At 69.7% G+C, this 14,291-nt stretch carries 10 protein-coding genes; all 10 read left to right on the top strand.

Annotated features, from left to right (window positions below):
* Nucleotides 1-106: 106 nt before the first annotated feature.
* The 10 genes from SMA5143A_RS03115 (at nt 107) to SMA5143A_RS03070 (ending at nt 14,264) form a co-directional block, all read left to right on the top strand.
* A complete protein-coding gene (locus SMA5143A_RS03115) occupies nt 107-1,432 on the top strand; it encodes an NAD(P)/FAD-dependent oxidoreductase (RefSeq protein WP_308812020.1) in 1,326 nt (441 codons plus the stop codon).
* A 36-nt stretch (nt 1,433-1,468) separates the two neighbouring features.
* The gene (locus SMA5143A_RS03110) at nt 1,469-3,154 is read left to right on the top strand and encodes an NAD(P)/FAD-dependent oxidoreductase (protein WP_107461279.1); all 1,686 of its coding nucleotides are present in this window, start codon (nt 1,469-1,471) and stop codon (nt 3,152-3,154) included.
* A 183-nt stretch (nt 3,155-3,337) separates the two neighbouring features.
* Complete coding sequence (locus SMA5143A_RS03105; RefSeq protein WP_107461278.1) at nt 3,338-3,868, top strand: flavin reductase family protein; 531 nt, start codon at nt 3,338-3,340, stop codon at nt 3,866-3,868.
* Between the two features lie 27 nt (nt 3,869-3,895).
* Nucleotides 3,896-4,555, top strand: a complete 660-nt coding sequence (locus SMA5143A_RS03100; RefSeq protein WP_107461277.1) for an isochorismatase family protein — start codon at nt 3,896-3,898, stop codon at nt 4,553-4,555.
* 92 nt (nt 4,556-4,647) lie between these two features.
* A complete protein-coding gene (locus SMA5143A_RS03095; RefSeq protein WP_107461276.1) occupies nt 4,648-6,159 on the top strand; it encodes an MFS transporter in 1,512 nt (503 codons plus the stop codon).
* A gap of 210 nt (nt 6,160-6,369) precedes the next feature.
* On the top strand, nt 6,370-9,162 hold the full coding sequence (locus SMA5143A_RS03090; protein WP_181361694.1) for a helix-turn-helix transcriptional regulator: 2,793 nt from the start codon (nt 6,370-6,372) through the stop codon (nt 9,160-9,162).
* Between the two features lie 129 nt (nt 9,163-9,291).
* Nucleotides 9,292-10,377 carry a 3,5-dihydroxyphenylacetyl-CoA synthase DpgA gene (gene dpgA, locus SMA5143A_RS03085; protein WP_107461274.1) on the top strand — a complete coding sequence of 362 codons (1,086 nt, stop codon included), beginning with the start codon at nt 9,292-9,294 and terminating at the stop codon, nt 10,375-10,377.
* Between the two features lie 55 nt (nt 10,378-10,432).
* Complete coding sequence (gene dpgB, locus SMA5143A_RS03080) at nt 10,433-11,140, top strand: enoyl-CoA-hydratase DpgB (RefSeq protein ID WP_107461273.1); 708 nt, start codon at nt 10,433-10,435, stop codon at nt 11,138-11,140.
* A 26-nt stretch (nt 11,141-11,166) separates the two neighbouring features.
* Nucleotides 11,167-12,531 (top strand): (3,5-dihydroxyphenyl)acetyl-CoA 1,2-dioxygenase DpgC, encoded by a 1,365-nt coding sequence (gene dpgC / locus SMA5143A_RS03075; protein WP_258193257.1) that lies wholly within the window; start codon nt 11,167-11,169, stop codon nt 12,529-12,531.
* A complete protein-coding gene (locus SMA5143A_RS03070) occupies nt 12,528-14,264 on the top strand; it encodes a thiamine pyrophosphate-binding protein (RefSeq protein ID WP_107461271.1) in 1,737 nt (578 codons plus the stop codon). The genes dpgC and SMA5143A_RS03070 overlap by 4 nt, the downstream gene beginning before the upstream one ends.
* Nucleotides 14,265-14,291 lie beyond the last annotated feature (27 nt).

Raw genomic sequence — 14,291 nt, 5'->3', positions numbered from 1 at the left:
TCCAGTACGCCTTCCGAATTTCACAAGGAGTCGTCCAGAGGCTGTACAGAAGGCGTTCAGCACGCCTGCTCGAACCTGGCTGAGTCCAGCCAACGCAGTGCTGCGGATGCCCGCTCGGCGGGATGTGGCACGTTTCGGATCGGGAAGGTCGAGCATGCCGTCCACTCTCACTGGCATACCCACTGAATTCGATGTCATCGTTATCGGTGGTGGGCCGGCCGGTGCCACCACCGCCGGTCTTCTGGCCAAGCGCGGACACAAGGTATTGATTCTCGACCGCGAGCGTTTTCCGCGTTACCACGTCGGCGAATCCCTTATTCCGGTCGTGATGGCCCCCATGGAGGAAATGGGGCTGACCGAGCGCCTTGAACAGCGTGGATTCGAGCGCAAGTACGGCGGGACCTTCGTCTGGGGAAGCGAGCAGGCGGCCTGGGACTTCTCCTTCGTCGACGGCGGTGACTATCCGTTCGCTTACCACACCCGGCGCGCCGACCTGGACTCGGTGATCCTCGACCGGGCGCGGGAGCTGGGGGCGTTCGTCGTCGAGGACGCCACAGTGAAGGAGCCCATCGAGGAGGACGACCGGGTCACGGGTGTCCGCTTCACCGTGCGCGGCGCCAAGGAGGTCAACGAGGTCAAGGCCTCCATGGTGGTGGACGCGTCGGGCCAGGCCCGCGTCCTCACCCGTAAGTACTCGGAGATCCACTGGCACGACAAGCTCCGCAACGTCGCCGTGTGGACGTACTTCGACAACTGCGAGCGGCTGCCCGGCGACCAGTACACCAACATCCTCATCGAGGGCATCGAGAACGGATGGTTCTGGGGGATTCCGCTCGACAAGGGGACGGTCAGCGTCGGTTTCGTGACGCCGAGCTCGGTCGCCGGCGAGTCCGACCAGAACCTCGAGCAGCTGTTCCGCGACGAGGTCGAGAAGACCACGAAGCTCAAGCACATGCTGCGGGACGCCCGCCAGTCGGCCGGGTTCCGCAGTGCCCGCGACTGGTCGTACACGAACCAGACCGTCTACGGGAAGGGCTGGGCCGCCGTCGGCGACTCGGCCGCCTTCGTCGACCCGTTGATCTCGACCGGCGTCGCGCTGGCGACGACCGCGGGGAGCATCCTGTCCCGGGTCATCGACAAGATCCTCCTGTACCCGGAGATCGAGGAAGTGGCGCTCAAGCGCTACGCCACCGCCTACCTGAGCTTCTTCAACGAGGTCCGTTCCTTCGTGGAGCGCTTCTACGACCGGTCGCTGAAGAAGGAGGACTACCACAGGCTGGCCCAGTCGATCATCGACCCGGAGGAGAAGAACACTCCGGCGAACGACTTCGTCACGCTCCTCGCCGGCCTGCGCGGCAAGCACCTCGCGCTGGACATCACTGTCGACGACCTGGTCCCGGAGACCGAGCCCTCCGCCACCACCGAGAACTGAGCCGACCGGACGAACGTCAAAGGGAAGGAAGAACTGGTGCAAGGCAAGAACTCCGCCTCCGCGGCGGCAGACCGGTACGACGTGGTGATCCTCGGCAGCGGTATGGCCGGTGGCATGCTGGGTGCGGTGCTCGCCCGCAACGGGGTGAAGACCCTCATCCTCGACGCCGGCACCCACCCGCGCTTCGCGGTCGGCGAGTCGACCATCCCGTACACCTCGGGCATGGCGCGGCTCATCGCCAAGCGTTACGACGTGCCCGAGCTGAAGGCCCTGTCGAACTACAAGGGGACCATCGAGGAGATCTCCCCCAACTGCGGCCAGAAGCAGAACTTCGGCTTCGTCTACCACCGGGAGGGACAGCCGCAGAATCCGCAGGAGATCAACCAGCTGGTGGTCCCCATCGATCTGCGCACCGAGACCCACCTGTTCCGGCAGGACGTCGACGCGCATCTGTTCCACGTCGCGCTCAGGTACGGAGCCGAGGCGCGGCTCGCGACCCGGGTCACCGAGATCGACATCGACCCGGACGAGGGCGCGGTCCTGCGCACGGAGCACGGCGAGGAGTTCCGGGCTTCCTACGTGGTGGACGGCAGCGGGTTCCGCTCGCCTCTCGCGGAGAAGTTCGATCTGCGCGAGACGCCCACGCGTGCCCGGACACACTCGCGCTGCCTGTTCACGCACATGATCGGTGTGAAGCCGTTCGACAAGTCGCCCACGGCGCAGCCCCACGACCAGCCGAGCCCGTGGCACCACGGCACGCTGCACCACGTCTTCGACGGCGGCTGGCTCTGGGTGATCCCCTTCGACAACCACGACAAGGCGCGCAACCCACTGTGCAGCGTGGGCCTGACCCTGGACCCGCGGAAGTACCCGAAGGGCGACACCCCTCCGGAGCAGGAGTTCGAGGACTTCCTCAAGCGGTTCCCGGAGATCGCCTGGCAGTTCGATGAGGCGAAGACGGTCCGCCCGTGGGTCTCCACCGGTCGGCTCCAGTACTCGGCCAAGACGGTCGTCGGCGACCGCTACTGCCTGACGTCCCACGCCGCCGGCTTCATCGACGCGCTGTACTCCCGCGGTCTGGCCAACACCCTGGAGCTCGTCAACGCGCTCGGCTGGCGACTCATCGCCGCCTCCCGCGACGGGGACTGGTCCAAGGAGCGGTTCGCCCACGTGGAGGCCCTGCAGCAGGGCCTGTTCGACTTCCACGACGACCTGGTCTACAGCTCGTTCGTCGGCTTCGGCCACTACGAGCTGTGGAACGCCGTCAACCGGACCTGGATGCTCGGCACGATGAGCGGCAACATGATGGTGGAGGACGCCTACTACCGGTTCAGCGAGACCGGCGACCCCGAGGTCTTCCTGGAGGCCGAGCGGTCCGGGAACCCGGGATCTCCGCTGCCGATCAGCGAGACCTTCGTCCGGATGGGCACGCTGACCCGTGAGCTGTGCGAGGCCGTCGAGGCCGGCACGGTCGAGCCGGGCGTCGCCGCCGCGCGTATCCACGAGTACATCCAGAAGGAAGTGGACTTCATCGCGCACGCCGACAAATTCGGACTGCCCGAGAACCGCTGCTTCAACATGACGCGGGAGCGGATGGACGCGGCCGAGCAGTGGTCACGCACCCAGGCCCCGCCGGAGATCGGCAAGCGCATGCTCAATGCCGCCCGGGGCATGGCGCTCGCCAAGGAGGCCGAGGCCGGGAACGGTTCCACGGACTACTGATCCCGGTCCGCCGACCCCGATCCTCCGCAGCGGGCTCCCGGACCCCGCCCCCCGTCGGACGGCCTCGTGGCTCCCCCCTTCCCGCGAGGCCGTCCGGCAGTCCGGGTCCGCGTTGCGGCCCCGCGTCGGCCCCGTCCAGCCCTTCCCTGTTCACACCCCCGTGACCGAGGCGAGTGAGGTCCCATGTCACACCAGCGGTACACAGCAGACCTGCGCCGTCTGATGGCCGGATTCCCCACGGGTGTCTCGGTCGTCACCGCACTGGCCCCCGACGGCACCCCGTGGGGGATGACCTGCACCTCCCTGTGCAGCGTCGCCCTCGACCCGCCCACACTGCTCGTCTGCCTGCGCGCCGGCAGCCCCACCCTCCGCGCGGTCCTGGACAGCGGGTCGCTCTCGGTGAACCTGCTCCACGAACGCGCCCGCTCCGCCTCCGAGTTGTTCGGCTCGGGGGCCCCGGACCGGTTCGACCAGGTGCCATGGGTCCCGGCGCAGAACGAAGGCGGTCCGCATCTGATCGAGGCGGCACACACGATCGCCGACTGCACGGTCACCGCCGAGCAGACCGTCGGCGACCACGCGGTGGTCATGGCCGGCGTCACCCTCGTCACCTCGCTACGCCGACCGATTCCCCTGCTCTACGGCATGCGCCGTTACGGGTCCTGGGCGGAGGACACGGAGAACGGCTTCCTGTCGTACGACTTCATCTCCTGACGGCGACGGTGGAGGGAAGCGCGGACCATGGACGTCTCCGTGATCGACCCGTATCCGATGCCCGACCCGGACCTTCTCGTCGAGAACAGGGTCGACTGGACCGTGGATCCCAAGCGGTCCGCTCTGCTTGTCCTGAACATGCAGGGGTTCTTCCTCCGGCCGTACGCCCGCGGCACCTCGCCGCTCGACCCCCTGCTGGCCAACTGCTCGGCCCTGCTGGAGACATGTCGCCGGCTCCGTGTACCGGTCGTCCACACCGTGCAGCCGGGCACCCAGGCGCCGGGGGAGCGCGGTCTGCTCACGGACTTCTGGGGGAAGGGCCTCGACGACGCCCTGGAGGACGCGGCCATCGTGGACGAGCTCGCCCCGGACGTGAGCGGCGCCGTGCTGTCCGCCTGGCGATACAGCGCGTTCTTCGGCTCGGGCCTGGAGCGGCAACTGCGGTCCCTGGACCGCGATCAGCTCGTGATCTGCGGCGTGTACGCCCATCTGAGCTGCGTCGCCACGGCAGTGGACGCTTTCAGCCACAACCTGGAGGTCTTCCTGCCGGCCGACGCGGTCGCGGACTTCAGCGCCCATGAGCACCGGGCGGCGCTCGCCTGGGCGGCGAGCTGCTGCGCGGTCGTGAAGCCCACGGCGGAGCTCACGGCAGAGCTGCTCGGCGCCGCTCGTACGCCCCGGGGGTGACGTCCCGAGGCCGGCGCCCGCCGCCTCCCGTACAGGCCGTGGCCGCTGGGTTCTCCCTCGACAAGACCAACCCGCGTGGCTACTATTTTTACATGTACAAAAACTCGGCACGAGAGGAACGGGCCGTAAGCCCTGGAGGCGTCCTGTGGACCGTCTCCGTCGCCCAACTCATGGTCTCGCTCGACGTCTCGGTGGTGAACGTCGCTCTGCCGTCGATGCGCACGGCACTCGGCTTCGACGAGTCGGGACTGTCCTGGGTGGTCAACGCCTACACACTCGCCTTCGGCGGACTACTGCTCCTGGGCGGACGGGCCGCCGACCGGTTCGGGCGCAGGCCACTTCTCCTGATCGGTCTTGCGCTCTTCGGAATCACATCGCTCCTGGGCGGCCTCGCACAGGATCCTGGACAGCTGATCGCCGCACGCGCCGTGCAGGGTGTGGGCGCCGCGCTGATCGCCCCGGCCGCGCTCGCGGTCCTGACGACGAGCTTCCCGGCCGGACCTCAGCGCGGCAAAGCCTTGGGCGTGTACAGCGCCGTCACGGCCGGCGGCGCGGCCGTTGGTGTCGTGGTGGGCGGTCTGCTCACGGAGTACATCGACTGGCGCTGGGTCATGCTCGTGAACGTCCCCATGGCGCTCGTCGGCGTCTGGCTCACCCGTCGTCATGTCGCGAAGGCCGCTGCGGGCGACACGGCACGCCGGCTCGACGTGGTCGGTGCGATCCTGGCAACCCTGGGTACGTCGCTGCTGGTCTTCGCACTGGTCAGGACCGAAAGCGAGTCCTGGGGTTCGGCGACCACGATCGGCAGTCTGGCCGTCGCGGCGGTCCTGCTTGCCGGGTTCTTCGTCTATGAGGGCACCTACGCCAAAGAACCGCTCCTGCGGCTGCGTGTGCTCGCCAACCGGTCCGTGTCCGGCGCGAACCTCTACATGATGATGGTCTCCATCACGATCTTCACCTCCTTCTACTTCGTATCTCTCTACCTGCAACAGGTCCTCGGTATGGGCGCGCTCAGCGCCGGTCTCGCGTTCCTGCCGTTCTGCCTGGGCCTCGTCGTGGGGTCGCTGTACGCGGTGAAACTGCTCGCCCGGTTCTCAGCTCGTCGGCTGCTCATCGTCGGCGGCGTCATCGGGGCCGCCGGCATGGCCTGGTTCAGCCAGATCCGGCCGACCGGCACCTTCCTGGTCGACGTCCTGGGACCGTCGCTGGTGACGAGCTTCGGCATCGGGCCGCTCCTCGTCCCCATCGCCAACGCGGCGACCGCGGGGGTCGCCCCGCACGAGGCCGGCATGGCATCGGGCCTGCTCAACAGCGCGCGCCAGCTGGGCGGCAGCATCGGCCTGGCCGCCATGAGCACGGTCGCGGCCACCGCCGCGTCGAACGCTGCCGCATCGGACTCGGTGGGCGAGCGGCTCACCGACGGGTACGGCATGGTGTTCGCGTCCAACAGCGGTCTGCTGATCTTCGCAGTCCTCGTCGCCGTGTTCATCCTCCCCCGTCAGAGTCCCGGCCCCCTGCCGGGTCCAGCGCCCCGTCAGGGCTCGGGCCGGGGAGCCCGCCACGACGCGCGGAGGCAGGAGGCGACTCCGGCGGAGCGGGGCTGACGCACGTCGGCCGCACCCACCGCCGGACGCCCCGGCAACCGACCATCACCCGACCATCCGACCGGCCGTGAACGGGATCTCCCGCACGGCCGGTCCGTCATGTGCGTGACCTGCCGCGCCCCTCTCCGGCCTCGGGGAGAGAACGTCCAGCACTCCTTCAGACGAGCCCGCGCAGACTGGAGCCGTCACGCCCCGAGGAGGTGCACACGGATGGTGTTGGTCGAGCGGGAACGCCAACTCGCTGAACTCGCAGGACTGTTGGAGGAGTGCCTGCACGGAGCCGGCAGCGTCGTCGTTCTCCGGGGCCCGGTGGCGGTGGGCAAGACGGAACTGCTGCACACCTTCGCCGAGGAGGTGGCGAGCGACCGGGTACGCGTCCTCGCCGCCGCCGGCTCACCGGTGGAGCGGCACCTGCCCTTCGGTCTGCTCAGCCAACTCCTCCATGGCGCCGACCCCGCGTACGCGCAACGGGCCGAGGCCGTCATGAGCCGCGGAGCCCGTGAGGAGGGCACGGTCGGCCCCCAGGTACTCGAGGGTGTCTCACGCATCTTTCTCGACATGAGCGCCGAGGAACCACTACTCATCGAGATAGACGACGTCTACCACGCGGACATCGACTCACTGCAGTGCCTGCTCTTCCTCGCCCGTCGTCTGCGCCGGTCGCGCATCATGCTCCTCCTGAGCGACCAGAACCGCTCCGGGACCCCACACCCGGACTTCCGCACCGAGCTGTCGCGCCATCCGTATTGCACTCAGATCCGGCTCGCCCCCCTCACCTGCGACGGTGTCGCGGCGCTGCTCGCGCACGACCTCGACGCGCATGCGGCACACAGTCTCGCCTCGGCAGCGTTCGCCGTCACCGGCGGCAACCCGCTGCTCGTACGAGCGCTGGCCGAGGACTGGGAGGCGTCCACCCGATCGGCGGGCAAGGAGCCGCCCACCGGCCCCGTGGTGGGAGACCGCTTCACCGAACGGGTCGTGAGCTGTCTCCACCGGCTCGAACCGGACGCGCTCGACGTGGCGAGGGCCGTCGCCGTGGTCGGTGAGGCGCCGCGCCTGGAGCTCGTCGCCAGGCTCAGTGGAGTCGGCGCTATCGAGACCCGGGCGCTCGTCGACCTGCTCGACGAGTCGGGGCTGCTGCACCAGGGCCGCTACCGGCACCGCGCCGCCCAGGACGCCGTCCTGAGGGACTTCGGGGCACCCGCACGCATCGCGTGGCACCGGCGCGCCGCCGCGCTGCTGCATGCCGAAGGCGGCCGTTCCACATCGATCGCCCACCAGCTGATCGCCGCCGGACAGGCCGACGAACCGTGGGCGCCGGCCGTACTCCGGGAGTCCGCTGTGAGCGCGACCGCCAGCGGCCAGATCGACTTCGCCCTCGACTGCCTCGAACTGGCCCACTCCCTCGCCGACGACGACCAGCAGCGTGCCGTGAGTCGCGCGGTGCTCGCCGAGACGGAGTGGCGCGTCGACCCCGCACGCGTCGTACGTCACCTCAGTCAGCTCGCGGACGCGACGAACCGTGGCCTGCTGAGGGGACGTCAGCCACTGGCCGTCCTCGAATACCTTCTGTGGCACGGTCGCGTGGACGAGGCGGCCGCCACTCTCGACCGGATCGCCGCTACAGCGACCGGACCGGAGGCGGTGGAGCTCGGTGCCGTGCGCGCCTGCCTGGAGCTCTGCTACCCGGCTCAGCGCCGGCGGATGGGCACTCGTTCCGTGGCACCCGCGCCCATGGAACCGCGCGCCGGCGGGACCGCGTCTCTGGTCGCCACCGCGCTCGCCGCCGTACGAGGCGACGTGGCGGTGTCGAGCGACCATCTCTGGCAGGGCCTGCACACCGACGAGCCGCTCACCCGGATCTCGCTGGGCCTGCTGGCGCTGGCCAGGCCCGAGCGGCTCTCGACAGTGGCGCCGTGGTGCCTGCCGATGCTCGCGGACGCCGCGGGGCACGACGGTCCGGAATGGCGAGGCCTGTTCACCGCGACGCGCGCCGACGCCGCGCTGCTCCGGGGCGACCTGCCGACCGCAGGCCGGATCGCGTCCGCGGCCCTGGACGAGACGTCGAGAAGCAGTTGGGGGGTGCTGGCCGGTGCGCCGCTCGCCTGTCTGCTCACCACCGCCGTGGAGACCGGGCGTTACGAGGACGCTGCCGGGTATCTGAGCATGCCGACGCCGGGCGCGCTGCTCGAGACGCCGTTCGGACTCAGGTACCTGCGGGCACGCGGGCAGTACCACCTGGCGGTCGGCAGGCCCTATGCGGCCTTGAGCGACTTCAGGACCTGCGGCCGGCTCCTGCTGGAATGGGAGGACGACGGCCCATGGCAGCTGTCGTGGCGGATCGACGCCGCCCAGGCCCTCGTGCGCCTCGACCGCCGGGACGAGGCGCGCGTGCTCCTGGAGGAGCAACTCGTCGGCCTCCCCATGGACGACGAGCGCACCCTCGGCCGGGCGCTGCGGCAGCTGGCAGCGACGTTGGAGCCGCACGAACGGCCGCCGCTGCTCAACGACGCGGTGGAGGCGTTGCAAGCGGCCGGTGACCGGGTGGAGCTTGCCCACGCACTCGCCGATCTCGGCGGTGCCTATGCCACGACCGGCGACTCACGGCGGGCCAGGCCCACCCTGCGTCGGGCGTGGCGGGCGGCGCAGGAATGCCACGCGGAGCGTCTCGCCCGGTCCTTGCGGCCCGGTCTCGCGGGCACGTCGGCCGCCCAGGGCGCCTCCGGACGGCCACGCCTTCGCGGCGATCTCGCGGCGGAGCTCAGCGCGGCCGAGCGCCGTGTCGGGGGGCTGGCCGCGCAGGGCCACAGCAACCGGCAGATAGCGCAGCGGCTGTGCATCACCGTGAGCACGGTCGAGCAGCATCTGACGCAGGTCTACCGAAAGCTCCGCGTGAAGAACCGGACGGACCTTCCGGTGTTCCTGGAGGCTGAGGAAAACGAATCAGGGGTGGACCCCTTACTCGCCGACGCCTTCTCGAATTCCGCCCCCTATTCCCCCTAGAGACACCGGTGACTGCCTTCACAGAAGGAGGGGTATTCGCGTCCAAGAATTCCTCGACTAGCCTGGTTCTGCGACTCTTTCGCGGAGTATCGAGGGCCTTTTCACCGACATCAGCGAGGGGCAGTCAGAATGATCCTCAGTGAAGACGCAACCCCCTGGTCCGCCACGCGGAGCGGACCGACCATATTGGGCGTCGGTACCGCGAACCCGGATTCCTCTTATTCCCAGGAAGACCTCCTGGACATGTACGAGATCCAGGACGGGCGGATCCGTTCGGTCTTCCTCAACAGCGCGATCGACCGGCGTTTCCTGAACGTTCCGCCATACGGTGACGACGGCCGGCCCCGAATGGAGACCCAGGGCGAACTGCTCGCCAAGCACAAAGCCCGGGGCACCGAGATGGGCGCCCGTGCGCTGCAGTCCTGCCTCAAACGGATCGGCGCCGCGGTCAGCGACATCGGTTACCTGGTCTGTGTGACCTCGACCGGTCTGCTGACCCCCGGTTTCAGCGCCCTCCTCATCCGCGAGCTGGGCATTCCCACCGAGTGCAGTCGTCTCGACATCGTCGGCATGGGCTGCAACGCGGGCCTCAACGCCCTCAACGCGACCACCGGTTGGGCCTCGGCCAACCCGGGGAGGATCGCCATGATGGTCTGCATCGAGGTGTGCTCGGCCGCGTACGTCTTCGACGGCACGATGCGCACCTCCGTCGTCAACAGCCTCTTCGGCGACGGGTCCGCGGCGATCGCCGTCTCGCACGACCTGGAGAAGCCCGGCCCTCAGGTGCTGAAGTACGCCAGTTGCATCGTCCCCGACGCCGTCGACGCCATGCGCTACGACTGGGACGACGAACAGGGCAAGTTCAGCTTCTACCTCGACCGCGACGTGCCCTACGTCGTAGGCGCGCACGCTGAGGGCGTCATCGCGAACCTTCTCAAGGGTACGGGTCTGCGGCGCAGCCAGATCGCCCACTGGCTGGTGCACTCCGGCGGCAAGAAGGTCATCGACTCGGTGTCGGTCAACCTCGGCCTCACCAGGCACGACGTGCGGCACACCACCGACGTGCTGCGGGACTACGGCAACCTCTCGAGCGGGTCCTTCCTGTTCTCGTACGAGCAGCTCCTGCGGGAAGGCGTGACGCGCGCCGGCGACTACGGGGTCCTCATGACCATGGGCCCCGGTTCGACCCTCGAAACGGCGCTCGTCCGCTACTGAACCGCGCCCCCTGTACCGAACTCCCCTTATCGACCAAGACGATCAGGACTCAGACATGTCTACCTCGGATCTCACCCAGGCCCCCTCCCCCGACACCATCCTCGAGATCGACAGCACACGTCCGCTGTGCCCCCTGCTGGTCGCGGACGTCAACGCCCTCTGCGACCGCCTGGAGGACGCGGAGGGCACGACGAGCGCCGTGATCCGGCTGCATGGCACGGGGCCGGCGGAGAACTGGCCCGGCACCGTCGGCATTGATGTGGTGAGCCGCTGGGAGAAGGCCCTGCGACGGCTCGAACAGGGCCGGTTCGCCAAGATCGTGACGGTCGAGGGCGTCTGCAGTGGCCCCGCCCTCGACGTTCTCCTCACTGCCGACCACCGGATCGGCGCGCCCGGGATGCGCATCGCCGTTCCGGTGAACAACGACGGCGTCTGGTCGGGCATGGCCGTGCATCGGCTCACCAACCAGCTCGGCGGCATGCACGCCCGCCGGCTCGTCCTGTTCGGCGCCGAGCTCTCCGAGCATCGGGCGCTGGCGATGGGTCTGATCGACCAGACCGCCAAGGATCCGGCCGCCGTCGCCGCGCGGCTGGCCGCGCGCTTTGCCCGGCTGGATCCCGCCGAGCTCGCGATCCGGCGCCAGCTCGTCATCGAGGCCGGTGTGACCGCCTTCGAAGAGGCGCTGGGCAAGCATCTCGCGGCGTGCGACAGGACGTTGCGCCGAACCCGGGGTGAGTTCGCCAGCGCCCGCGGCAACGCGTGATGACCGGCACGGAAGGAGCGGAGAACATGACGGTGCGTCCCCATGCCGGTCCGGAGCGGTGGTCCGCCCCGTCACCGGTCCTCAGCGGCTCGCTGCTGGCCGACGCCAACGCCTTGAGGGCGTACACGAACGAGGCCGAGAAGCTGCTCTCGGAGCTCCCGGCCAAGCCCGGGCGGGATGCCGACCAGCAGCAGCTCGCCACGGAGGTGATCGCCGACCAGCGTCGTCTGCGCAGCGCGTTCCTGGAGCTGCACGCCGAGCGGGTCTACCACGAGCTGACCGGGGGCCTGCGTGAGCAGCGCTCGCTGTCCGAGCTGGTGTTCGCCGCGTCCGAGGCCTTCCCCGGTCTCACTCCGACCGAGGCCCAGATGGCGGCAGAGCGCGAGTGCGGACAGTCCGACAAGGACGGGAGGGAGATCGACCAGGGCATCTTCTTCCACTGGGTTCTGCGGTCGCCGCAGGCCGGCCCTCACCTGATGCACGCCCTGCTGCGGCCCACCCAGCGCGCCCGGTCGCTGCTCGGCGAGTTCCGCGGGACGGGAAGCCTCGAACTGGGCACGGTCCGGCTGGAGCGGATCGACCAGTCGGCCCACATCACGTTGTGCAACGGCCGGTTCCTCAACGCCGAGGACAACCAGCTCGTCGACGACTTGGAGACCGCCGTCGACATCGCCCTGCTCGACGACCGCGTCAAGGTGGGGGTACTGCGCGGCGGGAAGATGACGCACCCGCGCTACCAGGGCCGCCGGGTCTTCTGCGCCGGAATCAACCTGGTCGATCTGCACCAGGGCCGGATCTCGCTCGTGGACTTCCTGCTCCGCCGCGAACTCGGCTACCTCCATAAGCTGATCCGGGGCATCCAGGTCGACGACGCCTGGCCCCGGCCCCTGGTGGAGAAGCCGTGGGTGGCCGCCGTAGACACCTTCGCGATCGGCGGCGGCATGCAGATGCTGTTCGCGGTCGACCACGTCGTCGCCGCGGCCGACGCGTACTTCAGCCTTCCGGCAGCGCAGGAAGGCATCGTGCCGGGCATGGCCAACCTCCGGTTGACCGCGCTCGCGGGCGGGCGGCTGTCGCGGCAGGTCATCCTGTCCGGCCGCAAGCTCTGGGCACGCGAGCCCGAGGCGGGAGTCGTCTGCGACGAGGTGGTCGACCCCAAGCTGATGGACGCGAGCGTCGATGCGGCGGTCGACCGCCTCGCGAGCCCGGCCGTGGTCCCGAACCGGCATATGATCAATCTCGCCGAGGAGCCGATGGACCGTCTTCGCGCGTACGCCGCCGAGTTCGCGCTCGAACAGGCGCTGCGGCTGTACAGCGCCGATGTCATCGACAAGGTGGACCGGTTCAGCGCCGGTGCGTCCTCGGAGCGACGGACGGGCAGCGGCTCGTGAGGCCCGTCGACGCGATGCTGGAGGTGCTGCGCGACGAAGGCGTGACCCGGGTCTTCGGTAACCCGGGCACAACGGAACTGCCCTTCGTCGAGGCGGTCACGGCGGCACCGGACCTCCAGTACGTCCTGGGCGTCCAGGAGGGCTCCGTGGTCGCGATGGCCGACGGATACGCGCGCGCCACCGGCCGCCCGGCCTTCGTCAGCCTCCACATCGCCGCCGGGCTCGCCAACGGCATGGTCGGGCTCCTCAATGCCAGCCGGTCACGCACGCCGCTGGTGGTGACGGCGGGGCAGCAGGACCGCCGCCATCTGGCGCAGGACCCCATGCTCTCCGGCGACCTGGTGGGGATCGCCCGGGCGGCCGTCAAGCACGCCTTCGACGTCCAGCACGCCCATGACCTCCCCGGCATGCTGCGCCGGGCCTTCGCGCTGGCCGTCCAGCCTCCCGCGGGCCCGGTCTTCCTCTCCATCCCGATGGATCTTCTGGAAGAAGAGACCCCCGTCGACCCGCCCGCGCCGAAATCGAGGGTCGGCGGGCTCGGCCCCGCCCCCGGCTGGCCGGAGGCCGCCGAGCGCCTCGCCACCGCCGCACGGCCGGCGATCGTCGCCGGAGACGGGGTGGGACGCAACGGTGCCGTGGCCGACCTGGTGGCGGTCGCCGAGGCGATCGGGGCCACCGTCTACCACCAGCCGATGCACGACGGCGTGGACTTCCCCACGGTGCATCCGCTCTACGCGGGCATGCTCGACGCTCGCTACTCGGCGATCCGGAACGCTCTCGAAGGTCATGACGTGGCGCTCATCGCCGGCACCCGGGCGTTCATGGCGCACCACTACGAGCCCGGTCCGCCGATCCCCACCGGCACCGCCGTCATCCAGTTGGACGACGATCCGGGCGAGCCGGGCCGGACGTTCCCCGTGGCTCTCGGTCTGGTCGGCGGGATCCGCACCACCCTCGCTGCGCTCGCCGCGCAACTCGCCGGGAAGGTGCCGGAAGCGCCGAGGCGCGTCAAGGCGATCGGCCGTGTGCACGAGGCCACCCGTGCCCGGGTACAGAAGCGGGCACTTGCGGGTTACGGCGACGCCCCGATGGACCCGCTGGCCGCTGTGCACGCCGTCGTCTCGGGGCTCCCGGCCGACTCCGTGGTGGTGGAGGAGGCGATCACCAGCGGGCTGCTGCTACGCAGCGTCCTACCACTGGAGCGCCCCCGTTCGTACGTGCACACCGTTGGCGGTGGGCTCGGCTCCGGTATCGGCGCCGCCATCGGCTCCCGGATGGGAGATCCCACCCGCCCGGTCGTCGCCGTGCTCGGTGACGGCTGCGCCCTGTTCGGGCTCCAGGGGCTGTGGAGCGCCGCCCACTACCGCGTCCCGGTCACCTTCGTGGTGATGAACAACGGCGAATACCGCACCCTCAAGGAGACGGCCGCCCGACGGGAACGGGGCCGGGCCGCCCGCCGGCGGTCCGGGGGCCCGGAACTCACGCCGCCGCGAGTCGATCTGACGCCCGCCAGGGATTTCCTGGGGCTCACCGACGGAACACCAGATGCTCCGGACGGCCTGGATCTCACTCCACCGGAGCTCGACTTCACCCGCGTCGCCGAGTTCTTCGGTATCACCGCGGTGCGCGCCCGCTCTACGGACCACCTGGCCGAGGCCGTGGCGCGGGCCGCCGCGGGAGCCGAGCCCGTCCTCATCGATGTCCCCATCACGAGCTACGCCAGCAGCGCCTGACTGGCCCGCCGCCGCGTGCTCGGAGAA

It is taken from the genome of Streptomyces sp. MA5143a (assembly GCF_900290235.1).
Lineage (GTDB): Bacteria > Actinomycetota > Actinomycetes > Streptomycetales > Streptomycetaceae > Streptomyces.
Note: the sequence above shows the minus strand (reverse complement) of the source record. Positions and strands in the feature narration are given on the sequence as shown.